Below are 22,843 nucleotides of genomic sequence, written 5' to 3'. Positions count from 1 at the left end.
ATAGCTCAGTCCGGGACGAATTCGAGCATGATCGTCGACAGCGGCGGCAAAAGCATCGTCGCCGAAATGCCTCCTCCTTCCGCCTGAGCCTCGACGCCGCCGCTATTGCCCTTGCCGGAACCGCCATAATCCGTGGCATCGGTGTTGATGATCTCGCGCCATTTTCCGGCGTGCGGCAACGGCACGCGGTAATTGTCGCGCGGCACCGGCGTGAAATTGGAAATGACCGCGACCGGGTTGCCGCCCGGCGCGCTGCGCAGCCAGGCAAATACTGAGTTCGCGCTGTCGTCGACGATCAGCCAGGAAAAGCCCTCCGGCTCGCAGTCGCGGGCATGCAGCGCGGGGCGCGAGCGGTAGAGATAGTTGAGATCGCGCACCGTCTGCCAGACGCCGCGGTGGAGCCGGAAATCGAGCAGGTTCCAGTCGAGCGCGCGCCCCTCGCTCCACTCGCGGCGCTGTGCGAACTCCTGGCCCATGAACAACAGCTTCTTGCCGGGATAACCCCACATGAACGCGTAATAGGCGCGCAGCGTCGCGAATTTCTGCCAGTCGTCGCCGGCCATCTTGTTGAGCAGCGTGCCCTTGCCGTGCACCACTTCGTCATGGGACAGCGGCAGCACGAAATTCTCGCTGAAGGCGTAGACCAGACCGAAGGTGATGTCGTTGTGGTGATGCTTGCGGAAGATCGGCTCCTTGGAGAAATACTCCAAAGTGTCATGCATGAAGCCCATGTTCCATTTAAAACCGAAGCCCAGTCCGCCTTCATGCACCGGCTGCGAGACTTTCGGCCACGAGGTCGATTCCTCGGCGATGGTCATCACACCTGGATGGTGGCCGTAGACCTCCTTGTTCATACGCTGCAGGAAGCTGACCGCTTCGAGGTTCTCCCGCCCGCCCTTCTCGTTGGGAATCCATTCACCGGCCTTGCGCGAATAATCGAGATAAAGCATCGAGGCGACCGCATCGACGCGCAGTCCGTCGACGTGATATTTCTCGGCCCAGAACAGCGCATTGTTGACCAGGAACGAAATCACTTCGCGGCGCCCAAAATTATAGATCGCGGTGTTCCAGTCGGGATGGAAGCCCTTGCGCGGATCGGCATGTTCGTAGAGCGCGGTACCGTCGAACTTTGCCAGACCGTGTTCGTCAACCGGGAAATGCGCCGGCACCCAGTCGAGGATGACGCCGATGCCTGCACGGTGGGCGCCGTCGACGAAGCGGGCAAAACCGTCCGGATCGCCAAAGCGGGCAGTCGGCGCATAAAGACCCGTCGTCTGGTAGCCCCAGGACGGGTCATAAGGGTGTTCGGAGATCGGCATGAATTCGATGTGGGTAAAACCGGTCTCGACCACGTAAGGGATCAGCCTGTCGGCGAGCTCATCCCACGACAGGAAGCTGCCGTCGTCGTGAAGCCGCCATGACCCGGCATGAACCTCGTAGATCGATACGGCTTCGCGCCTGTGGTCGGCATTGCGCCAGTAGTTCCGGTGCGCCTCGTCACCCCATTCATGCGCCGGCGGCAATGCCGTCACCGAGGCGGTGGCCGGGCGCAGTTCGGACTTGAAGGCGAACGGATCGGCTTTGAGCGGCAATCTCACGTCATCCGGCCCGATGATTTCATACTTATACGGGCGGCCAGCGCCGATGTCGGGAATGAACAGCTCCCAGATGCCGGTGTCGCGGCGGACGCGCATGGTATGCCTGCGGCCGTCCCACTCGTTGAAGTCGCCGACCACCGAGACGCGCCTTGCATTGGGCGCCCACACCGCAAAATGCACACCCGATGCACCTTCATGGTCGATGAGATGGGCGCCGAGCTTGTCGAACAGCCTGAGATGCGACCCTTCGGCGATGTAATAATCGTCCATCGGGCCGAGCACGGGACCGAAGGAATATGGATCGGTCAGCCACCAGTCACCGCCGGAATTCCTGGCGTGATAGCGCAGCGGCTGGCGTTTGCGCAGCGACAGTTTGCCTTCGAAGAAACCGCGGTCGTCGCGTCTCGACAGCTCGCCGGCCTTCTTGCCGGTCAGCGTATAGGCGGTGACGAACTCGGCATGAGGGACGAAGCAGCGGGCGACAAAGCCCTTTCCCGCCTCATGCACGCCAAGCACTGCAAACGGATCGCCGTGCGTGCCGGCGACAATCGCCGCGACATCGCCGGCTGGCGCCAGTCCGTCCGGCCCGCTTGTCGCAACGGTCGCGCGCGGCTTGCTCATCAGGCAGTGACCCTCCCCGGGCACCAAGTGTATGTTTCTAGTGGAGTTTTGAATTCGACATTCGCATGCCGCCTTACCCTCCAAGGGATGCGAGGGTCAAATCCACTCCACTAGGACCACATTGTTCGTGGCCACATGCAATCATATCAGGCGGGCACGTGCCATATGTCTTTCGCATATTGGCGGATCGTTCGATCGGACGAGAACCAGCCGACGCGCGCGACATTGCGGATGGCTCTGGCGTACCAGTCCGGGCTGTTGCGCCAGACGGCATCGACGTCGCGCTGGGTGGCGGCGTAGGCATCGAAATCCGCGGCGACCATGAACCAGTCGCTCTGGTAAAGACCGTTGATCAGGTCGCGATAACGGTCCGGATCGTCAGGTGAAAAGACTCCGGATGAAACCGCGGCCAGCGCCTGCGCCAATTCAGGCGATCCCTCGATCACAGCGCGCGGATCGTAACCATTGTTGCGTCGCTCGGCGACCTCATCGGTGGTCAGGCCGAAGATGAAGATATTGTCGTCGCCCACGCATTCCTTGATCTCGACATTGGCGCCGTCGAGCGTGCCGATGGTCAGCGCGCCGTTCAGCGCGAACTTCATGTTGCCGGTGCCGGACGCTTCCATGCCGGCGGTCGATATCTGCTCCGAAAGATCGGCGGCCGGCATCATGATCTCGGCCAGGCTGACATTGTAGTTCGGCACGAATACCACTTTCAGCAAGCCGCGCACCGCCGGGTCGCGGTTGATGACCCGGGCGACGTCATTGGCAAGTTTGATGATCAGCTTGGCGTTGTGATAGCTGGGCGCCGCCTTGCCGCCGAAGAATTTGACGCGAGGCATCCAGTCGCGCTCCGGATGCGAGCGGATCTGGTCGTAAAGCGCGACCGCTTCGAGAATGTTCAAGAGCTGGCGCTTGTATTCGTGGATGCGCTTGACCTGGATGTCGAACAGCGCCGATGGGTCGACCTTGATGCCGAGCCGGTCGGCAACGAGCTTGGCAAGCCTCGTCTTGTTCGCCCGTTTGACGGCGGCGAACTTGTCGCGGAAGGCTGCGTCCTCAGCGAAAGGATCAAGCCGCTTTATCTCGTCGATGTCGTCGAGGAAGCCGTCGCCAATCGCCTCTCGGGTGAGTGCAGTGAGGCCGGGATTGCACTGTATCAGCCAGCGCCGCGGTGTGATCCCGTTGGTCTTGTTGTTGATGCGATCCGGGTAGAGCCTGTGGAGGTCGGCAAACACCGTCTCCTTCATCAATTCTGTATGCAGTGCCGACACGCCGTTGATCGAGTGCGAGCCGACAAAGGCCAGATTGCCCATACGCACGCGGCGATCGCCATTTTCCTGGATCAGCGAGATGCGGCTGATCTGCTCGTCCGAGAACTGGTCGGAGGCGCGCGCCTCGAGCAGCACCTCGGCGTTGATGGCGTAGACGATCTGCATGTGGCGCGGCAACAGCCGCTCGAACAGCGGCACGGGCCAGCTTTCCAGCGCTTCGGGAAGGAGCGTGTGGTTGGTGTAGCCGAAGGTGCGCTTGGTGATGCTCCAGGCCTGGTCGAAATCCATGCCGTGGACATCCATCAACAGGCGCATCAGCTCGGCTACGGCGATCGCCGGATGGGTGTCGTTGAGATGGATCGCCGCCTTGTCGGGCAGCGATTGCAGGTCGCCATACTGGCTGAGATGACGCTGGACGATGTCCTGCAGCGAGGCGGTGGAGAAGAAATACTCCTGCCTGAGCCGCAACTCCTGGCCCGCCTTGTGGGAATCGGCCGGGTAAAGGACGCGCGACAACGCATCGGCCTTGTTGCTTTCGGCGAGCGCGCCGATGTGATCGCCGGCGTTGAACTTGTCGAGCAGGATCGGGTCGACCGGCATGCCGGACCACAGACGCAGCGTGTTGACGCGGTTGGCCCGCCAGCCGACAACCGGCGTATCATAGGCGACTGCCAGAACATGTTCGGTCGGCTTCCAGACGTGGCGCTCGAGCCGGCCGTCCTTCGACGTGACCGATTCTACCGAGCCGCCGAAGCCGACCTCGAAGGAGCGTTCGCGGCGCTCGAACTCCCAGGGATTGCCGTGATCGAGCCATGTCTCGGGCAGCTCCACCTGCCAGCCGTCATGGATCTCCTGCCGAAACATGCCGTTGGCGTAGCGGATGCCGTAGCCATGCGCGGGGATATTGACGGTCGCCATGCTTTCCATGAAGCAGGCGGCGAGCCGGCCAAGACCGCCATTGCCAAGGGCAGCGTCCGGTTCGAGCGCAGCAATGATGTCGAGGTCGACGCCAAGCGACGACAGCGCCTCGCGCATATTGTCCATCAGGCCGAGATTGGAGAAGGCATCGCGCATCAGGCGGCCGATGAGGAATTCCAGCGACAGGTAGTAGACGCGCTTTTCCTGCTGGGCGTAGGCCTCTTGGGTCGCCTGCATCCAGTGATCGACTATGCGGTCGCGTACAACCTTGATCGAGGCGGTGAGCCAATCGTACTGGGTTGCAACGTTGGTGCCCTTGCCGACCCTGTATTTGAGGGCTTGCAAGACTTCCTCGGCGAGCGTCTTGGGATCCGGGTTTTTGAGCGTGGGCAGAGGAGCTTCGGTTGTCATCGCGCGCGTCATGCTGCCTCTCGTGACGTTGCCAGGATCATGCGGCTTTCACCATCTCTGCCAATGCTAGTGCATCCCACCGGATGTTCAATCGATTCGGGTGATCGCAAGCCGGGTTGCCCTGCGGCAATTTGGCATTTGGAAACATCGCGTTTGGGCCCCTCGGCGATGGGCCTCAAGTTCTTGCTCAAGCCGCCAGCGCCGCTTCCGGCGGCACCTTGGCGCCAGTCATGAAGGCGACGGCGTCGGACATCGTATACTGCTTCGGATCGATGACACACAGGCGACGGCCGAGCCGATGAATGTGGATGCGGTCGGCCACCTCGAAGACATGCGGCATATTGTGTGAAATCAGCACGATAGGCAGGCCTCGGCGTTTGACGTCGAGTATGAGTTCGAGCACGCGGCGGCTCTCCTTGACGCCGAGCGCGGCCGTCGGCTCATCCATGATGACCATCTTCGAGCCGAAGGCGGCGGCACGCGCCACCGCCACGCCTTGGCGCTGGCCGCCGGAGAGCGTTTCCACCGCCTGGCTGATGTTCTGGATCGTCATCAGGCCAAGTTCGGTGAGCTTGTCGCGGGCACGCTTTTCCATCGCCGGACGGTCGAGCATGCGCAGCCATTCGCCGAGGAACCCGGGCTTGCGGATCTCCCGGCCGAGGAACATGTTGTCGGCGATAGACAGCGCCGGCGACAGCGCCAAGTTCTGATAGACGGTCTCGATGCCGGCCTCGCGCGCCTCCATCGGTGATTTGAAGGCAATAGGCTTGCCTTCAAGCCGTATCTCACCTTCGTCGGGGGTGACCGCTCCGGAAATGGCTTTGATAAGCGACGACTTGCCGGCGCCGTTGTCGCCAATGACAGCAAGGATTTCGCCCGGATAGAGGTCGAAGTCTGCGCTGTCGAGAGCGGTGACGCGGCCGTAGCGCTTGACCAGGCTGCGCGCGGTAAGGATCGGTTCGTGAGTCTGGTTCATGCCGAGATCTTCCTGATCCACTGGTCGATACCAACAGCGATGATGATAAGGGCGCCGACGGACAATTGCGTCCATTGCGGATCTGTCCCCCAAAGCCTGAGGCCGAGCGCGAACACGCCGACGATCAGCGCACCGAAGATGGTCCCGAGGATGGAGCCGCGGCCGCCGAACAGCGAAGTGCCGCCGATCACCACGGCGGTAATCGAATTGATGTTCTCGAACTGCCCGGCCTGCGGCGAGACCGATCCGATGCGTCCGATCAGGGCCCAGCCGGCGATGGCGCAAATGATACCAGTCAGCGTGTAGACCGCGACCAGCATCCGGCTGACGCGCACACCCGACAGCTCCGCGGCCTCCGGGTCGTCGCCGACCGCATAGACATGCCGGCCCCACGCGGTGTGATTGAGCACGTACCAGGCAATTGCCGCCATGATCAGCACCAACAGCACGCCATAGGTGAAGACGGCGCCCCCGATCCTGAATGATCCGCCGAAAAACTGCAGCAGCGGCGCCGTCGTCTCGAGATCCTGGCTGCGGATGGTCTCGTTACCGGAATAGATGAAGTTGATTGCAGCGTAGATCGACCAGGTGCCGAGCGTCACGATGAAGGGCGGCAGTTTCACCCAGGCGATGAGAATGCCGTTGATCAAGCCGCAAATCGCGCCGACAAGCAGCCCGACGGCAACGGCCACTGGCGCTGGGACACCGTAGTGCATGGCAAACTGGCCCATGACGACCGAGCTCAGCACCATGATGGCGCCGACGGACAGGTCGATGCCGGCGGTGAGCACCACCAGTGTCTGCGCGATGCCGACCATGCCGGTTATCGCCACCTGCTGGAGGATCAGGGTGAGGGTGAAAGGAGAAAAGAAGCGTCCGCCGACGACGACTGCGAACAGAGCCACCGAGATGATCAGAATGATCAGCGGCACCATGGCAGGGCTTTTGTGCAAGCGGTGCTGGATGCTCTCCAGCGTCGAGCGGGAATGCGTCTCGAATGAAGCGACGCTGGTGTCGCTAGTGGCCAGGACCGTCTCGAATTCCTGCGGTCCCTTGCTCCTGGTTGTTTCGACGCTCAAGTCGACCTCCCGCCTGTGATGTGGAGCGGCCGAAACCGCTCCACATTCTCTATTGTTCTTTTGAAGTTGAGCCGATCAGGGGATCAAATCAACCCCAGCACTTGCTGAGGCCTTGCTTCGTGTCGATGGATTCGATGCCGGCGGCAGGCTTGTCGGTGATCAGCGTCACGCCGGTGTTGTAGAAGTTCAGACCGGGCGACGGCTCAGGCTTCTTGCCGCTGTCGGCAAAGGTCTTGATCGCCTCGATGCCGAGCGAGGCCATGAGCAGTGGATATTGCTGTGAAGTGGCGCCGATCACGCCCTCCGCAACGTTCTTGACACCCGGGCAGCCGCCATCGACCGAGACAATCAGGACGTCCTTCTCCTTGCCGACGGCCTTCAGCGCCTGGTAGGCGCCCGCGGCCGCAGGTTCGTTGATGGTGTAGACGACGTTGATATCCGGATCCTTCTGCAGGCAATTCTCCATGGCAGTGTGCCCGCCATCCTCATTGCCGCTCGACAGATCGTGACAGACATTGCGTGCGTCGGTTTCGTCGCCGATCTTGTTGGGATCGCCGAGGTCGATGCCGAAGCCCTTCATGAAGCCTTGATCACGCTGCACGTCGACAGAGGGCTGGCTGGCGATAAGATCCATGTAGGCGATGTGCGCGTCCTTGGCCTTGTCGCCCAAGGTGGCCTTTGCCCAGGAGCCGATAAGCTCGCCGGCCTTGAAATTGTCGGTCGCAAACGTCGCATCCGCGGCGTCGGCAGGCTCGAGCTGGGTGTCCAGAGCGATCACCAGCACCCCTGCATCACGCGCCTTCTTCACCGCCGGCACGATGGCCGCAGTGTCGGTGGCGGTGATCAAAATGCCCTTGGCGCCGTCGGCGATGCAGGATTCGATCGCCGCAACCTGGCCCTCATTGTCGCCTTCCGCCTTGCCGGCGTAGGCCTTCAGATCGACACCAATTTCCTTGGCTTTCGCGGCGGCACCTTCCTTCATCTTGACGAAGAAGGGATTGGTGTCGGTCTTGGTGATCAAGCAGGCGCCGACCCCGGCGGCCGATGCCGTCGACGCAAAGGCCATCAGGCTCAGTCCGGCCGCGGCAAACACGGTGGATTTCAACAGTTTTGACGTGGTCACGATTTTCCTCCCATGGAACCATTTAGGATGCCGGCCAACCGGCACCTGCAGCGCGTCCGACGAAATCTCCCAGTGTCGACGCCGATCTCAAGAGACACCAGTCCGCCAGCACTGTCAATAATTAAATCACTCTTATTTATTATTGACATCGCGGGATTGTTCACCCACTCTAGACCAAAAGCATTGAGGGGAAACGACGGGAGGAACAGGGGTGGAGACCGGCGTTACGAGGCACGGTTCGCCCGATGCGGCCGAAAGCCGCCTGCACCGCGGCACCAATCAAAGCGGCATGCGGGACCACAATGAGCGGCTGGTGCTGTCGCTGGTGCGTCAGCACGGCAGCCTGGCCAAATCCGATATTGCGCGCATGACGGGCCTTTCGGCGCAGACAGTGTCCGTCATCATGCGCGAGCTGGAGGAGGACGACCTGCTCGTCCGCCAGGCGCCGTTGCGCGGCAAGATCGGCCAGCCCTCGATACCCATGGCGCTCAATCCCGACGGCGCCTATTTCATCGGCCTGAAGATCGGCCGCCGCAGCGCCGAGCTGGTGCTGATCGATTTCCTCGGCAATGTGCGCTCGATGCTGCAGCATTCGTACCGCTATCCGGCGCCGCGCGAGACGGTGGAATTCGTCACGAGCGGCATGAAGAAGATGCGCGGCGAACTCACCCCTGCGCAGGACAAACGCATCGCCGGGCTTGGCATCGCCATGCCGTTCGAATTGTGGAACTGGGCCGATACCGCCGGCGCGCCGCGTGAAATCATGGACGAATGGCGCCATCGCGACATCCGCGCCGACATCCAGGCGCAATGCGAATTTCCAGTCTATCTGCAGAACGACGCCACCTCGGCCTGCGGCGCCGAGCTCGTGTTCGGCCAGGCGGCGGGTGCGGCGCGCGATTTCGTCTATTTCTATATCGGCGCCTTTGCCGGCGGCGGCATCGTGCTGAACGGCCGGCTGTTTGGCGGCCCGACCGGCAATGCCGGCGCGCTGGGCTCAATGCCAGTGCCCGGGCCTGACGGCAAGCCGACGCAGTTGATCGACGTGGCCTCGATCGCCATGCTGGAGAAGGCGCTCAACGCACGCGGCGTCGAGGCCTCGCATCTGTGGACATCACCGGGGGACTGGGGCGAGATCGGTGCCGAGCTTGACGATTGGATCGCCAGCGCTTCGCAGGCGCTCGCTTATGCCATTGTGGCGGCGTCCTCTGTCATCGATTTCGAAGCGGCGGTGATCGACGGATGGATGCCGCTCGGCGTGCGCCGGCGGCTTGTCGATGCCGTCATCGAAGCCATCAGCAGGATCGACGGCGAAGGCCTGAGGCTGCCGGCCGTTCGCGAGGGAACGGTCGGCATCCATGCGCGGGCGCTGGGTGGCGCCAGCCTGCCGCTGTCGGAGCGCTTCCTCATCGGCTCGACCACGATTTCCCGGAGCTTCTGAGCATGCTGATCGGTATCCCGGCGCTGCTCGGCCCGGAGCTTCTGGCGATGTTGCGCGCCATGGGCCATGGCGACGAGATCGCGCTGGTCGACGGCAACTACCCGGCCGAACAGCAGGCACAACGGCTGATCCGCGCCGACGGTCATCATCTCGTCCCCGTGCTCGATGCGGTATTGAGCGTATTGCCTGTCGACGACGCCGTGCCGCAGGCGCTGTTTCGCGCCTCGGCCAAAGGCGATCCCCTGCTCGCCGATCCGGTTCACCATGAGATGGAAGCGATCTGCGCCAGGCGTGCGCCGGGCCGCACGGTGGTTGCGCTTGCCGGCGCCGACTTCTATGCACGGGTCAAGGCCGCGCACGCGATCGTCGCGACAAGCGAGCCGCGGCTCTATGCCAACATCATCATTCGCAAGGGCGTGATCTATCCGCCGGAAAGCAAGACTTCATGATTCTCTGCTGCGGCGAAGCCCTGATCGACATGCTGCCGCGCACCACAACCGAGGGCGAGCCGGCCTTTGCCCCCTATGTCGGCGGTGCCGTCTTCAACACGGCAATTGCGCTCGGCCGGCTCGGCGCGCCGGCCGGCTTCTTCTCCGGCCTGTCGTCGGATCTGTTCGGCGGCCAGCTCAGGGAGGCGCTGGGGGCCAGCGAAGTCAGCTCGACCTATGCGCACACCTCACCACGGCCGACCACGCTTGCCTTCGTGCGGCTCACCAATGGCCAGGCGACCTACACGTTTTACGACGAGAACACCGCCGGGCGCATGCTGACCATCGAGGACCTGCCGGAACTCGGCAGCGAGATCGAGGCCATGCTGTTCGGCGCCATCAGCCTGATCTCGGAACCCGCCGGATCGGCCTATGAGGAGTTCATGCGACGCGAGCATGAGCGCCGCGTGATGATGCTTGACCCCAACATCCGGCCAAACTTCATTCCGGACAAAGCCAAGCACCTCAGGCGCATCCGCAACATGATGGCGATGGCCGACATCGTGAAACTGTCGGACGAGGATCTGAACTGGTTCGGCGAAGCCGGCTCGCATGAGGACGTCGTCCGCAACTGGCTGGATCGCGGCCCGAAGCTGATCGTCGTCACCCACGGCAGCGAGGGCGCGGTCGGTTACAGCAGCCAGCACCGCGTCACGGTCGTGCCGGACAAGGTCGAGGTGGTCGATACGGTCGGCGCCGGCGACACGTTCAATGCCGGCATCCTCGCCTCCTTGCACGAGCAGGGCCTGCTGTCGAAGACGGCAATCGCCAGCTTGCCGGAAGAAGCCATCCACAAGGCGCTGACGCTCGGCGCCAAAGCCGCGGCGGTGACGGTATCGCGGGCCGGCGCCAACCCGCCATGGCGGCATGAAATCGCCTGACCGGCTGGTGCGCAGCCCATGGACTGCTCACCGGCGATCACTTTATGTTTCGTCCAGCCTGGCGGGCGGGATGCGAAGCCTGTATCAGGCCGGCCGAAGCCCGGATTTCCCCGCGTTTAAGAGGGCAGATCGGAAATCAGAGGTAACAGGCTGCGACACTTGAGCAATTCAGGGTTTTGCCCTGCGGCTTTCTCGGCCGTGCCAAGTCTGCTACCAGCGGCCGGTTATCTGGCTAAAACCGTTTGAGGCCGACATGCAGTTCATCGATCTTGGCGCTCAGCGCGAACGCATCCGCGACAGGCTGAAAGCGGCAATCGACCGCGTTGTCGACGAAGGCCGCTATATTCTCGGACCTCAGGTCACCGAATTCGAAAACAAGCTCGCCGCCTATATCGGCACCAAGCATGTGGTCGCTTGCGCCAACGGCACCGATGCGCTGCTGCTGCCGCTGTTTGCCGCCGGCATCGGCCAGGGCGACGCGGTGTTCGTGCCGAGCTTCACCTTCGCCGCCACGGCCGAAGTGGTGGCGCTGACCAAGGCCGAACCGGTGTTCGTCGACGTCGATGCCGACAGCTACAACATCGACGTCGCCAGCCTCGAGGCGGCGATTGCCATGATCAAGGCGGAAGGCCGGCTGAGGCCGAAGGCAATCATTCCCGTCGACCTGTTCGGCCTCGCCGCCGATTACGAGGCGATCATGGCCATCGCCAACCGCGAAGGCCTGATGGTCATCGAGGATGCGGCGCAGGCGACCGGCGGCTCGGCTGACGGCAAGATGTGCGGCTCGTTCGGCACCGTCGGCTCGACCAGCTTCTATCCGGCAAAACCGCTCGGCTGCTATGGCGACGGCGGTGCGATGTTCACCAATGACGATGCGCTGGCCGAACAGTTGCGCTCGTTCGCCTTCCACGGCAAGGGCGAAACGCAATACGACAATGTCCGCGTCGGCATCAACTCGCGGCTCGACACGCTGCAGGCGGCGATCCTGATCGAGAAGCTGGCCATCCTCGAGGACGAGATGGTGGCGCGGCAAGCGGTCGCCAATCGCTATGCCGAAGGTCTCGGCGATATCGTCAAGGCGGCGCGCAATCTGGGCGGCGGCCGCTCGGCCTGGGCGCAATACGCCATCGAAACGCCGAAACGCGACGGGCTCAAGGCACATCTCGGTGAAAAGGGCATTCCGTCGGTTATCTACTATGTGAAACCGCTGCACAGCCAGATTGCCTATCGCGATTATCCGCGCACGCCGACCGGCCTTGCCGTTTCGGAAGAGTTGCCGAAGCGCATCCTGTGCCTGCCGATGCATCCCTATCTGAGCGAGGCTGACCAGGACCGGATCATCGAAACGATCCGTAACTATATCGGCTCGAATTCGGCGCATGTAGCGGCGGCATAAATTCGAAAGTTTCGAAGCGTGGTCGCGGAGTACATCGACGAGTTCATCATGTTCTGCGCCGGGTTGTGGATGGCTGGCGTCGGCTTCGGATTTCTCGCGGACCCGTTCCAAGCTCGCCCGGGCCAGCAGCAAGCATGGTGGACCAACTTTGGGGTTCACTTCAAATGGATGGGACCGCTGTTGATCCTCATCGCGATATTGCTCGCGTTCGCGGCACCTTCCTAGACCCGCGTCCGACGGCAGCTCGGCACGGTCGGCATCGTTGATCAACAACCGCCGATTCAAGCTTTGCGCGTCAAGGCAGGCGATCATCGGCACCGATTTTGCGATGCTTTGCTGCGCGCCGCAGCATAGTCTGCACCTGGCTCCCCTTTAGGCTGGTTCTCATGAAGAAGATTGGTTTCCTCTCGTTCGGGCACTGGACGCCCTCGCCGCAATCGCAGACGCGGACGGCATCCGACGCGCTTTTGCAGTCCGTCGAGCTGGCCGTCGCGGCCGAGGAGCTGGGTGCGGACGGGGCGTATTTCCGCGTGCATCATTTCGCCCGTCAGCTCGCCTCGCCCTTTCCGCTGCTGGCAGCGGTTGGGGCGAAGACCAGCCGAATCGAGATCGGCACGGCGGTGATCGACATGCGCTATGAGAACCCGCTCTACATGGCCGAGGACGCCGGCGCCGCCGACCTAATCGCCGGAGGGCGTCTGCAGCTGGGCATCAGCCGCGGCTCGCCGGAGCAGGTAATCGAGGGATGGCGCTACTTCGGCTATGCCCCGCAAGAGGGCGAGAGCGATGCCGACATGGCACGCAGACACACCGAAGTGCTGCTCGAAGTGTTGCTGGGCAAAGGCTTTGCGCAGCCCAATCCGCGGCCGATGTTTCCCAACCCGCCCGGCCTGCTTCGCGTTGAACCACACTCGGAGGGCCTGCGCGACCGCATCTGGTGGGGCGCCGCCACCAACGCCACGGCGGAATGGGCGGCGAAGCTGGGGATGAACCTGCAAAGCTCCACGCTCAAATTCGATGAAGGCGGAAAGCCGTTTCACATCCAGCAGGCCGAACAGATCCGGGCTTTTCGTGAGGCCTGGAAGACGGCCGGACACACGCGCGAGCCGCGGGTGTCGGTCAGCCGGAGCATTTTTGCCTTGGTCGACGATCGCGACCGCGCCTATTTCGGCGGCAATGAGAGCGGAGATCAGTTCGGTTACATCGAGGCAGACAGGCGCGCCGTCTTCGGCCGCTCCTATGCCGCCGAGCCGGACATCCTCATCGAGCAGCTAAAGGGCGACGAAGCCATCGCCGAGGCCGATACGCTGCTGCTTACCGTCCCCAACCAGCTCGGGGTCGACTACAACGCCCATGTCATCGAGGCGATTCTGACCCATGTCGCCCCAGGCTTGGCCTGGCGCTGACGAGTTTGAACAATCGACGCCACAGGCAGGAACCTGCCCCTCCTGACCTGCTCAGGAGCCGAACAGGCGACTGTCCCAATATACGGGTTGATGCAGGCTGGCTGTGATCAAGGCAAACTCCGGATGGGTCGGATTGATCAACACGTTGTTGTCGAGGCGAGCCACGACGCTTGGCACGATCAAGATCGCGCTGCGGCGCTCGACATACCACGTCTCGCCGAATTCCTTGCTCACCTTTGCCGGCATCATATCCCACCCCGGCAGCGACGGCTGCGAAAATATCTCGTAGCTTAGCCCGCGCGGAACCATGATCTGGACGTAGTGCTGGTTGGGCGGCAGTCTGCCGCTGCCGTGCACCAGCTTTTCCAGCAACGCTGTCGAATAGTGCTCGCTGGTGTAAATCACTGGGCTGCCAGGCGTGTTCCAGCGGCCGGGCGCGATCGTCGAGCCCGTCGCGTCAAAGAACGGATGGATGCCGGCAGGATCGCCGATCCTGAAGCACGGCAGCGTCCGATCGAGTATCTGCGCCGTCAAGCGGCAGTGCCGTATTTCAGGCCTGCAAGGATATCGATCACCAGCTCGGCGCCGATCTCGTTTCGGATGACCATTTCGATCGGGCGTCGGTCTTCCAGCATGGGATGAGGTCGAAATAGAAAGTCACGAGCCTCATCTTCGATCTTCCAGACGTCGAGGGCCAAGTCCCATGCACGAGCCACCCGTGCCACCCGCATGCCCTCCTCCGAAGACAGTCGAAGAGCGCCCCTCTTGCGACGTTCATAGGTTGCCTTTGGAACGAGGCGGTATTTGAATTGGGCATCGGCCGGTGCCAGCAATTGTGAGACGCGTTCGAGCGCGCCGATGGGCAATCCGCCTTCAATTCGAGCCATCAGCCCGAATGGCGACCGTGCAGCCGTTTCCTTGGGCGACAGCCCCAGCACGTCGGCTATATTTCCAAATGCTAACATCTCTGCTTCCATTCATATGAAGCAGTATATAGCCTCACATGAGGCTGAATGCAAACGTTCTTGCGGTCTCACGGCTGGTTGCCGTCGGCTCGTTTAAGCATCGCAAATGCACGACTGATCCGTTGTAGCGCTGTGGCGTTGGCCAGCACTGCGTACAGCGCGAACCCACCCGCCAGAATCCAGGGCGAAGCCGCGCCCATGGCGGTCGCGACTCCGTCCGCGGCGAGCAGCACGCAAATGAACACCAGACGTTCCATCCGCTCGAAGAAATCCGGCCAACCATGGTTTTCTACGGGAATTTCCAGCGCCGTCCGTGCCTTGGCGTAACTTGTGAGTATCCCGCCGGCGAACGCGAACATTGCGATCGCCCACAGATCGGCGACCCAGCCGATTGCCGCAAAGACGGCCAATTCCTGATAACGGTCGACGACGGCATCGAAATAGCCACCGGCCTTGGTGCTCATATTTGTCCGGCGGGCTACCGCACCGTCCAGCGCATCGAAGGTGAAGGCAAACGCCAGGCAAAGGCCAAAGGCAAGACTTGAATGGTGATAGACATAGGCGGCCGACGACAAAGCGACGAGCACGAGCCCGCTAGCCGTAACCTGGTTCGGCGTCATGCCGATCCCGATCAGCGGAGAGGCGGCCTGCTCCCATAGCGGGTCGATGCGACTTTTCATGAGACCGGCGATCATGGCGGCTCCTCTGATGATGTCGTTTCACCGAGCTTTACCAGCAATTTGCGGGTTTGTTCCACCGTCGCTACCGTTCCAATTGGTCAAAGCGGGCCGAGACCGGGCTCAGCAACATTCTCAACTCGCCGCAACAGCGATTTCTTTTTGGCGAATGCGGCCGGCGGAATAAGGCGCTCGCCAAGCTGACGGAGCAAATCGAACGGCAGTCTGGCGGCAGCACCCGAACGATGTGACTATGATCGCTTGCGATCCGTGGGAAGCCGGCCGAAACTCGATGCATAAATTTCCACCCAAGTTCGCCTACCTGCTCGCGACCTCTGTCGGCGCGGGATTATCTCCAATATGGCCGGGCACGGTCGGCGCAATAGTTGGAGTGGCTGTTGCCGCAGCTCTGATACCTGCATCGCCTTGGCTGACCGTGCTTGCCTATGCGGCCCTGTTCGCCGTTGGCGTATGGGCGTCATCGCATGTTATCTCCCGTACCGGGGCGGAGGATCCGCAGATCGTCGTCATCGATGAGACCTTCGGCGCCGCCGCGACACTTTCCATGCTTCCGATCGACCCACTCTGGTGGGCAGCAGGCTTCCTTGCTTTCCGGTTTTTCGACGTCGTCAAGCCTTGGCCCATCCGTATCATGCATGACAAGGTAAGGGGTGGGGCCGGCATTATGCTGGACGACGCGGCCGCGGCTGTCGTCGCTGGGGCGTTGCTGCTCCTGCTGAACGGTTTGATTGACCATTTGCGGTAACGGCGACATTCGGTCTGCCAAGGCCACGGTGGTTCATCGGAGTTTAGCGCCACAAGGGAAGACCGGACCGATGCGAAGCCACAGGATCGCGGCCATTCCAGGCGATGGGATCGGCAAGGGAGTCGTAGCGGCCGGGCTTCGTGCGCTGGCCGTCTGCACCCTGGCATCGCCCGCATTCCCGGCGACGACATCGGCGTGCCAGAACGCAGGAGGCATCCGCACTCGCCGCCGCTCACCGATGGTGTTCGTGTGCCTGCGTGCGGAAACCAAACCCGTCAAGCGTTTCGATCAGCACCTGTACGGGATCAGGCACACCGTGCGATGACCGCCACGCGACAAAGCCGTCCGGCCTGACCAAGGCGGCACCGCCGCTTTCAACCCCGAGCGCGGAAGGCCACCGATGGTCCAAGTCAATCAGATCGTCATTGGCACCCAAGGCGTGGCAGGTCAGCGGCATTCCGAGGCGTTGGCTTATCGCGTCAGCGGCCTGACACCATGCTTCGTCAGCGCAGAGGAGAAGAAGATCGCGATCGCACAAATCGAGACTCGAAATCCGCCGGCCGGCGCGCCCGACCGCGAAATGCGGTAAACGCGTGCCAGGGCGACCCGACAGCTTGGCGGATTTTTGGAACGGGTGATCGTCCGGTGTGGATTCCCGAGCCACGATGCCTGCAGTGTAGCGTTGGCCAAATACCACGTCGTAATCCTCGACGATCGCAACAGGAGGAGGCAACCGCTTCGACGGATCGTCGAACCATTTCTGTAGGCGGGCGAGCGCTTGCGCCAACGTAGCCTCGATGACCGGCCTGCGCTCCATGTCATAGCTATCCAGCAACGAGGGATCGGCATGCCCGCGTGCTACCATCGCAAGCTTCCAGGCAAACAGGCTGGCAAGTCCGAGGGTTGATTACGTCCCCCCGGAGGGGCGGCGCCCGTGCACTACATCGAGTAGCAGGCGATAAGCGTCCCCGGCGCCGCTCGAAAGCATCTACAAAGTCAGTAGGCCATGCGTGCCGACAAGCGGCATCATGGTATCTACCTCGATCATGGGGAGTCGCCGACGGTCAGCGGCCATTGCCTATGCCGCGTAGTGGGATATCGGCGGCGGTGCGATGAACCTGCTATCTGCGCCAGCGCACTGCCAGGCAGTCCTGAGCTCGCGCGATCGAATTCAGGTCCATGGAACATCGCCTCATCCGACGACCACTTTACGACCGTGCTGATCCTCGCCGGTTGGTCGCCTGGCAAGTACCAGGCGACTTGGCGACGTGGTCCATACGATTACGCTGGCATCAGCGGCTTGACGCGGTCGACAATGGCGGCGACCGCTTCCTTCGGGTTCTTGCGACCGAGGACGGCGAGCTGAACCTCCTCGAGAAACGTCGACTGAGCGCGAGCGGCTTCGGGAAAAGCCGGGAAGGCTGGTCTCGCCTTGGCAAGGGCGGCAGCCTCGACCTTCGCCTGCGGCTGCGACCCGGCGAACGACGGCTCGGCATAGGTCGATGAGCGGACGGGGCCATTGCCGTTGCGCGCCATATCGAGTGTAGCCGCCTTGCTCGCTACGAAGCGGAGATAGCTCCAGGAGAGTTTCTTGTCCGCCGAATTGGCGGGAATGGCCATAGCCCAGGATTCGACGACCGGGTGCATTTCCTGACCGCTGCCGAGGGTCTTGGAGCCGGGGAACTCGATCGCCTTGATCTTTCCCGGCGCGGTCGACTGTTCCTTGTTGTTGAGCTGCGCGTAGCGGGCGAAAGGCAGCACCGCGAAGGCTGCGCGTCCCTGCTGCATCCAAGTCACCATGTCGTCATTGCGCGTCGTGGCGTAGCTGCGGGGGAGCGCCCCGGCCTTGAAGAGGTCGGCGAGCACGGACAGGCCTTTTTCCATCGCCTCCGGATCGGGGACCACCTTGAACTGCTTGTCGATGAAATCGCCGCCGAAGGCGCGGGCGAACATGACCGGGAAGACGGCGAGGTCACTCGCAAGGATCATGCCGACGACGGGCGTGCCGGACCTGGAGGTGAAGGTCAGCTTCTTCGCCTGCTCGACCAGCTCCTCCAGCGTGTTCGGTGGCGCCGAAATGCCGGTCTCCTGAAGCAGCTCCTCGTTGTAGAAAAGCCCCTGCGTAGCATGGCGCACCGGAACGCCGACGAGCTTGCCGCCGACGGTCATCGACTGGCGCAGGCCCTCGGCGATATCGTCGAAATCCTCGATCGGCTCGGCTTTCCGGAGGTCGTCTAGCGGCTCGAACAGCGAGGCGATCTGCGACGTCATGCGGTTGTCGATGACATAGCCGACGTTGAAATCGGTCTCGCTCAGGCTCGCCTCCCGGAATAGCCGGTCCTGGAGCGGATTGCTGTCGAGCGTGGTCCAGGATATCTGGGCATTGTTCTTGTCCTCCCAGGGCTTGATGACATTGCCGGCGGCGCCGGTCGTCAGGTTGGCTTGGTGGACGCGATGGCAAAGCACGTTCAGCGTCTTTACCTGGGCATGGGCCAACCGACCCAAGGCACCCGTCGCGCCGGCGGCCATCGCCGTCGTCAGCAGGGCTCTGCGTGTCATGTGCAAAGGCATTGTCTTCCTCCCTTTCTCGGTGACGTCGTCACCCCTTGGTCGCGCCGGCGGTCAATCCGGCGACGAGAAACCGGTTCATCAGGACCACGAAGACGAGAACCGGCAGCAATTGGACGGTAGAGGCAGCAAAGAGCACGCCCCAGTCGACGCCATCGATCGAACTGATCATCTCCGAAAGGACCAGAGGCGCGGTCTTGGCGTGGTTGGCGGTGAAGATATAGGCGAACAGAAACTCGTTCCACGCGAAGACGACGACGAAGACGGCGACGGCGAGCATGCCGGGCGCTACGAGCGGCAAGATGATCTTCACAAGGATCGTCAGCGGCCGCGCGCCATCGAGGACGGCCGCCTCGTCGAGTTCGCGCGGTACCTGGTCAATGAACGTGCGCATCAGGAGCGTGCCGAGCGAGACGAAGAAGGTCGCGTAGAGCAGGATCAGCACCAGATGGGTGTCGTTGAGCCCGAGCCGATTGACGACCGGGAACAGTGGCAGCGTCACGACGATCGGCGGGATCAGCCGCGATCCGATCAGAAACATCACTGATCCCTCCAGGAAACGGACGCCTCGATAGCGCGAGTAGGCAAAACCGGCGAGCAGACTTGCCATGACGGCAAGCGCCGTCGCCCCGGTGGTGATGACCAGGCTGTTGACGAGCCCGTCGAAAAAGGCCGGCCAGCGCTGCCACAGCGAGGCGTAGTGCTCGAAGGTCGGTTCGAAGAAGAGCTCCGGTGGAACCGCGAAAATCTCGCGACCGGGTTTGAACGACGAGAGCACGATGAAGCCGATCGGAAACAGTGACCAGACGACGATTGCCGCAACAGCGAGCGTCTTTCCGGCACCGATAGCGAGACGCCTAGAACGCATTGGCCATGGATTCCTTGCGCAGCCGCCACACATAGCCAGTCGCAAGCAGCAGCGAGATGACGACCATCATCCATGCCGTCGCGGCCGCCGTGCCGAACGAGTTGTAGCGGAAGCCTTCCTGATAAAGATAAACGGAAACGACCTCGGTCGTGCGTGCCGGGCCGCCCTGGGTCAGGAGCCAGACCTCGGAAAAGAGGCGGAACGCGAAGATGTAGCGGAAGAGCAGCGCGATCAGCATCGCTGGCGCCAGAAGCGGCAGCGTGATGTTGCGGAAGAGCTGGAACGCATTGGCTCCGTCGGTGCGCCCAGCCTCGTAGAGCTCCTTCGGAACCGCGAGCCGTGCCGCATAGAGGATGATGAATGTGAATGGCAGGTGCAGCCAGATCGTGAGCAGGCCGACGAGGATGAGGCCGTGAGAAGGGATGAACGTCCAGTCGAGCGTCGGCAGACCGGTGTATCGCAGCATCAGCGTGATCGGGCCGACGTCTGGATCGAACAGGAAGCGCCACATTGCGACCGCCGTCACCTCGCTGATGGCGTAGGGAGCGAGCACCACGACGAGCATGACGCGCTGGAGGGGAAGCCCGGAGGCGAAAAGCAGGGCCAGGCCAAGGCCGAGCAGCAGTTCGATATGAACCGCAACGGCGACGACGAGGACCGTGTTCCAGATCGAACCCCAAAAATATGGATCGGTGAGGACGCGGATATAGTTATCGAGCCCAACGAAGCTTGCCGATTGGCCGAATGACGAGGCCTCGAAACTCAGCCACAGGACGAAGATGGAGGGCAGCACGATGATCCCAAGCACCAGGAGGTGCACGGGCGTCGCATAGAGATAGGCAGGCGAAAACGCGAAGCGCCGCCTCTTGGTCTCGCCAGCCGCTTCCGCCGCCCCTTCCCCTCTGTGGCCGACGGACGCCTCGGAACCAAATGCCATTGCTCCTCCCTGAGCGGTTGCGCGTCAGCCGTCCCTGGCGGCAAGTGGAACGGTGCCCTCCACCGTCGTTCGGTACATCACCCGGCGATATCCGGGATAATCGTTGATGGCAGTGTGCAGGACGTGGGGATTGTTCCACATGCCGAGCGTCTTCGGTTCCCAACGCAGCCTGCAGTTGAACTCGGGCCGGACAGCCCGCGCCATCAGGAAGTCGATCATCGGCTTGCTTTCTTCCTCCGTCATCCCCTTAAAATTGGTCATCACGCTGCTGACGAAGACATAGCGCCGGCCAGTCTCGGGGTGCCGACAGATCACAGGGTGCTCGACGACGGCATTCTCGATCGCCTCGACATCGGCCTTGACGCCGAGCCGGCTGTGGGCCGCGTTGATGGCGAAGACCCCGCGGCCGCTATGAACGCCCGTCAGCCCTTGCAGGATCTCGACCAGCCGCGGCGAAAGCGAGTCATATGCCTTCTCGAGGCTGGAGAAGCAGGTGTCGCCGCCAACCGGCGGCACCTCTTCACCGTAGAGGATCGTAATGCCCGGTGGCTTCGGTAGCCAGGCGAGGTCCATGTGCCAGTCCTCGCCGATCACCTTGCCCGTGTCGTCCGGCTCGCGCACGAAGCGCACGATATCGTCGAAGCCGTCGATCGGCGTGTGCACCGGATTGCCGCTAAATGGTCCGAACCGGCGGGCGACCTTGTGGACGCCGGCGGCGTCAAGCTCCTGATCGCGCACGGCGAGCGCATGATATTTGTAGAGCGCGCGGCGAACGTCCTGGAAGGCATCCTCGCTCGTGCTCGCCAGATCGATCCCACGAATTTCTGCACCGAGCGCTCCAGTGAAGGGGCTGACCTCGAAACGGGTGAATGCATCATCGCGCAGCACGTGATCCTCCCTAATACGCGCCTCGTCGCCATCATGGGCTGGGCTGACTTACCTGTAAGTAAGTAACTTGAAAGCCAAAGGCTGTCAACTCACCCTCGCTTTGATCCACCGGATGTCTAGCCTCGACCCGAGCCCTTCCCCGCATCCTGCCAAGCGGCGCGGATGATCGCGGCGAGCGCTGCGAAAGTCCTGGCGACCTCGTCGAAGCTTCCGGTGTCCTGCGTCATCGGTGGACAGGACAGAAGGGTAATGCGCAGCATGTGCACGAGCTCGTCGCTGAGTGTGTGGGAGGAAAGCTCTCCGTCCTTCACCGCCTGGTCCACCGCATGACGCAGGCTCTGATCATAGACCCGGTTGACGCGCTCCAGGGCACGTTCCGCTGGTTCGCCGAGAACCGGGAGGTCGTGGCGAAGGCGCGAAAGCGGGCTCCACATATTGCGGGCTCCCTTCTCAGCGTTGAAACGTTCGTAGAAGCGGCGCAGATCCTCGAGCTGCATATCGAGACGGTCGAAGAACCGGATATCGGGGGTCGTCCAGAAGCGCTTGATGCGGGCCTCGGCGTTGGCGGCGAAGTCCGCGATCAATTCCTCCATCAGCTGACGCTTGTTGCCGAAGTGATGATGGATGTTGGCGCGCGTCGTGCCGATTGCCGTCGCTATATCGCCGAAGCTGAAACCATCGTGGCCGCGCAGGACATAGAACTCGGCCGCAACCTCTTTGATTCTGCTGCGGGTAGAGTGCGCCTCATCGCCGGGAGATCCTGAAGTGTTGGCTCTCATATCCCTTCCGAAATTCATGCCGCCGTTGGACGATCAGTATACGGGAGCGAGCTGCCCCCCCGTTTCATACATGGATATTCTTCTACGCACGAGTGGAAGTAATTTGCGCCAGGTGCAGACATTCGCGAAGCATCTTGGCGGCAGCGATTAGCTCGGTGCGGCGGGTGAGTAGATACGGGATGCGTGTATCGAACTTCAATCGGGTTCGCGCCCTTGACTAGAATTCCGGGTCAAGCAGGGCAGTCAGCTTGCCGGGGGCACGCCGCAACTCAGGCAGTGAATAGCGGCTGCGCATTCGCTGCGCCGACCACTTCCCGCATTGTCACGATGGTGCGGAACGCCCTCACGTTCGAATTGGCGTGGAAGACTTCCCGCGCGAAGACATCGTACGCCTCCATCCCCGGCAATTGCAGGAGGAGTACGAAATCGGCTTCACCGGTGACATACCAGGCCTGACGAACCTCCGAGCGCCCGCGGAGCTTGCCGATGAAGGCGTCCAACTCGACAGCGCTCTCCCGTTCCAGGGAAACGAGCACATGGATGGTTAGCGGCAGGCCCACGGCCGCCGGCAGAACGACGGCAATATCCGCCGCGATCACGCCATCCTTCCGCAGCCGGCGCAGGCGGCGCAGGACCGCGCTCTGGGAAAGCCCGACCTGCTCGGCGAGACGCCGCGCCGGGATCTGATTGTCGCGCTGAACCAGCGACAGTAGCACATGGTCGAAGCGATCGAGGGCGGCGGTTTTCGTCATTTGGACAGGCATCTATGACGAAATCAGGCAG

General features: G+C 62.3%; 22 protein-coding genes. 7 read left to right on the top strand and 15 right to left on the bottom strand.

Going from position 1 to position 22,843, the window contains the following annotated elements:
• Positions 1 to 5 precede the first annotated feature (5 nt).
• The 5 genes from glgB to NKI70_RS07350 form a co-directional block, all read right to left on the bottom strand.
• Positions 6 to 2,219, bottom strand: a complete 2,214-nt coding sequence (gene glgB / locus NKI70_RS07370) for a 1,4-alpha-glucan branching protein GlgB (protein ID WP_352698740.1) — start codon at positions 2,217 to 2,219, stop codon at positions 6 to 8.
• Positions 2,220 to 2,365: 146 nt separating this feature from the next.
• Positions 2,366 to 4,834: a glycogen/starch/alpha-glucan phosphorylase gene (locus NKI70_RS07365; RefSeq protein ID WP_023679304.1), complete on the bottom strand. Its 2,469-nt coding sequence runs from the start codon at positions 4,832 to 4,834 to the stop codon at positions 2,366 to 2,368.
• 175 nt (positions 4,835 to 5,009) lie between these two features.
• Positions 5,010 to 5,798: an ATP-binding cassette domain-containing protein gene (locus tag NKI70_RS07360; RefSeq protein ID WP_023679303.1), complete on the bottom strand. Its 789-nt coding sequence runs from the start codon at positions 5,796 to 5,798 to the stop codon at positions 5,010 to 5,012.
• Positions 5,795 to 6,877: an ABC transporter permease gene (locus NKI70_RS07355; RefSeq protein ID WP_023679302.1), complete on the bottom strand. Its 1,083-nt coding sequence runs from the start codon at positions 6,875 to 6,877 to the stop codon at positions 5,795 to 5,797. The genes NKI70_RS07360 and NKI70_RS07355 overlap by 4 nt, the downstream gene beginning before the upstream one ends.
• An 88-nt stretch (positions 6,878 to 6,965) precedes the next feature.
• Positions 6,966 to 7,982, bottom strand: a complete 1,017-nt coding sequence (locus tag NKI70_RS07350; protein WP_352449223.1) for a sugar ABC transporter substrate-binding protein — start codon at positions 7,980 to 7,982, stop codon at positions 6,966 to 6,968.
• A 229-nt stretch (positions 7,983 to 8,211) separates the two neighbouring features.
• Between NKI70_RS07350 and NKI70_RS07345 the strand changes: the two genes are divergently transcribed.
• The 6 genes from NKI70_RS07345 to NKI70_RS07320 all read left to right on the top strand — a co-directional run bounded on the left by NKI70_RS07345 (position 8,212) and on the right by NKI70_RS07320 (position 13,612).
• Entirely contained in the window at positions 8,212 to 9,441 is a 1,230-nt protein-coding gene (locus NKI70_RS07345; RefSeq protein WP_352724441.1) for an ROK family transcriptional regulator, read from the top strand.
• 2 nt (positions 9,442 to 9,443) lie between these two features.
• Positions 9,444 to 9,890 (top strand): RbsD/FucU family protein, encoded by a 447-nt coding sequence (locus NKI70_RS07340; protein ID WP_352724440.1) that lies wholly within the window; start codon positions 9,444 to 9,446, stop codon positions 9,888 to 9,890.
• Positions 9,887 to 10,810: a carbohydrate kinase family protein gene (locus NKI70_RS07335; protein WP_352724439.1), complete on the top strand. Its 924-nt coding sequence runs from the start codon at positions 9,887 to 9,889 to the stop codon at positions 10,808 to 10,810. Before NKI70_RS07340 ends, NKI70_RS07335 begins: the two co-directional genes overlap by 4 nt.
• Before the next feature lie 253 nt (positions 10,811 to 11,063).
• A complete protein-coding gene (locus NKI70_RS07330) occupies positions 11,064 to 12,206 on the top strand; it encodes a DegT/DnrJ/EryC1/StrS family aminotransferase (protein WP_352569913.1) in 1,143 nt (380 codons plus the stop codon).
• A gap of 18 nt (positions 12,207 to 12,224) precedes the next feature.
• Positions 12,225 to 12,431 carry a hypothetical protein gene (locus NKI70_RS07325; RefSeq protein WP_352569914.1) on the top strand — a complete coding sequence of 69 codons (207 nt, stop codon included), beginning with the start codon at positions 12,225 to 12,227 and terminating at the stop codon, positions 12,429 to 12,431.
• 161 nt (positions 12,432 to 12,592) lie between these two features.
• A complete protein-coding gene (locus tag NKI70_RS07320) occupies positions 12,593 to 13,612 on the top strand; it encodes an LLM class flavin-dependent oxidoreductase (protein ID WP_352569915.1) in 1,020 nt (339 codons plus the stop codon).
• Positions 13,613 to 13,663: 51 nt separating this feature from the next.
• Here the strand turns inward: NKI70_RS07320 and NKI70_RS07315 are convergent, their stop codons facing one another.
• The 3 genes from NKI70_RS07315 to NKI70_RS07305 all read right to left on the bottom strand — a co-directional run bounded on the left by NKI70_RS07315 (position 13,664) and on the right by NKI70_RS07305 (position 15,272).
• A complete protein-coding gene (locus NKI70_RS07315; protein WP_352569916.1) occupies positions 13,664 to 14,146 on the bottom strand; it encodes an RES family NAD+ phosphorylase in 483 nt (160 codons plus the stop codon).
• Entirely contained in the window at positions 14,143 to 14,577 is a 435-nt protein-coding gene (locus tag NKI70_RS07310; protein WP_352570002.1) for an antitoxin Xre-like helix-turn-helix domain-containing protein, read from the bottom strand. Before NKI70_RS07310 ends, NKI70_RS07315 begins: the two co-directional genes overlap by 4 nt.
• Positions 14,578 to 14,645: 68 nt before the next feature.
• The gene (locus tag NKI70_RS07305) at positions 14,646 to 15,272 is read right to left on the bottom strand and encodes a CDP-alcohol phosphatidyltransferase family protein (protein ID WP_352569917.1); all 627 of its coding nucleotides are present in this window, start codon (positions 15,270 to 15,272) and stop codon (positions 14,646 to 14,648) included.
• Between the two features lie 235 nt (positions 15,273 to 15,507).
• On the opposite strand from NKI70_RS07305, the gene NKI70_RS07300 reads away from it, so the two are divergent.
• Positions 15,508 to 16,020, top strand: coding sequence for a phosphatidylglycerophosphatase A family protein (locus tag NKI70_RS07300; protein ID WP_352636382.1), 513 nt, complete (start codon positions 15,508 to 15,510; stop codon positions 16,018 to 16,020).
• Between the two features lie 232 nt (positions 16,021 to 16,252).
• Here the strand turns inward: NKI70_RS07300 and NKI70_RS07295 are convergent, their stop codons facing one another.
• The 7 genes from NKI70_RS07295 to NKI70_RS07265 form a co-directional block, all read right to left on the bottom strand.
• The gene (locus NKI70_RS07295; protein ID WP_352570003.1) at positions 16,253 to 16,906 is read right to left on the bottom strand and encodes an aromatic-ring hydroxylase C-terminal domain-containing protein; all 654 of its coding nucleotides are present in this window, start codon (positions 16,904 to 16,906) and stop codon (positions 16,253 to 16,255) included.
• Between the two features lie 395 nt (positions 16,907 to 17,301).
• Positions 17,302 to 18,591, bottom strand: a complete 1,290-nt coding sequence (locus NKI70_RS07290; protein ID WP_352724438.1) for an ABC transporter substrate-binding protein — start codon at positions 18,589 to 18,591, stop codon at positions 17,302 to 17,304.
• Between the two features lie 28 nt (positions 18,592 to 18,619).
• A complete protein-coding gene (locus tag NKI70_RS07285) occupies positions 18,620 to 19,456 on the bottom strand; it encodes a carbohydrate ABC transporter permease (protein ID WP_352470924.1) in 837 nt (278 codons plus the stop codon).
• Positions 19,446 to 20,393, bottom strand: a complete 948-nt coding sequence (locus tag NKI70_RS07280; protein WP_352724436.1) for a carbohydrate ABC transporter permease — start codon at positions 20,391 to 20,393, stop codon at positions 19,446 to 19,448. Before NKI70_RS07280 ends, NKI70_RS07285 begins: the two co-directional genes overlap by 11 nt.
• 24 nt (positions 20,394 to 20,417) lie before the next feature.
• Complete coding sequence (locus NKI70_RS07275; RefSeq protein WP_352724435.1) at positions 20,418 to 21,281, bottom strand: TauD/TfdA dioxygenase family protein; 864 nt, start codon at positions 21,279 to 21,281, stop codon at positions 20,418 to 20,420.
• A gap of 116 nt (positions 21,282 to 21,397) precedes the next feature.
• The gene (locus NKI70_RS07270) at positions 21,398 to 22,060 is read right to left on the bottom strand and encodes a TetR/AcrR family transcriptional regulator (RefSeq protein WP_352645741.1); all 663 of its coding nucleotides are present in this window, start codon (positions 22,058 to 22,060) and stop codon (positions 21,398 to 21,400) included.
• 269 nt (positions 22,061 to 22,329) lie between these two features.
• A complete protein-coding gene (locus tag NKI70_RS07265; protein ID WP_352724434.1) occupies positions 22,330 to 22,812 on the bottom strand; it encodes an Lrp/AsnC family transcriptional regulator in 483 nt (160 codons plus the stop codon).
• Positions 22,813 to 22,843 lie beyond the last annotated feature (31 nt).

It is taken from the genome of Mesorhizobium sp. M0500, assembly GCF_040321165.1.
In the GTDB taxonomy this organism is placed as follows: Bacteria; Pseudomonadota; Alphaproteobacteria; order Rhizobiales; family Rhizobiaceae; genus Mesorhizobium.
Note: the sequence above shows the minus strand (reverse complement) of the source record. Positions and strands in the feature narration are given on the sequence as shown.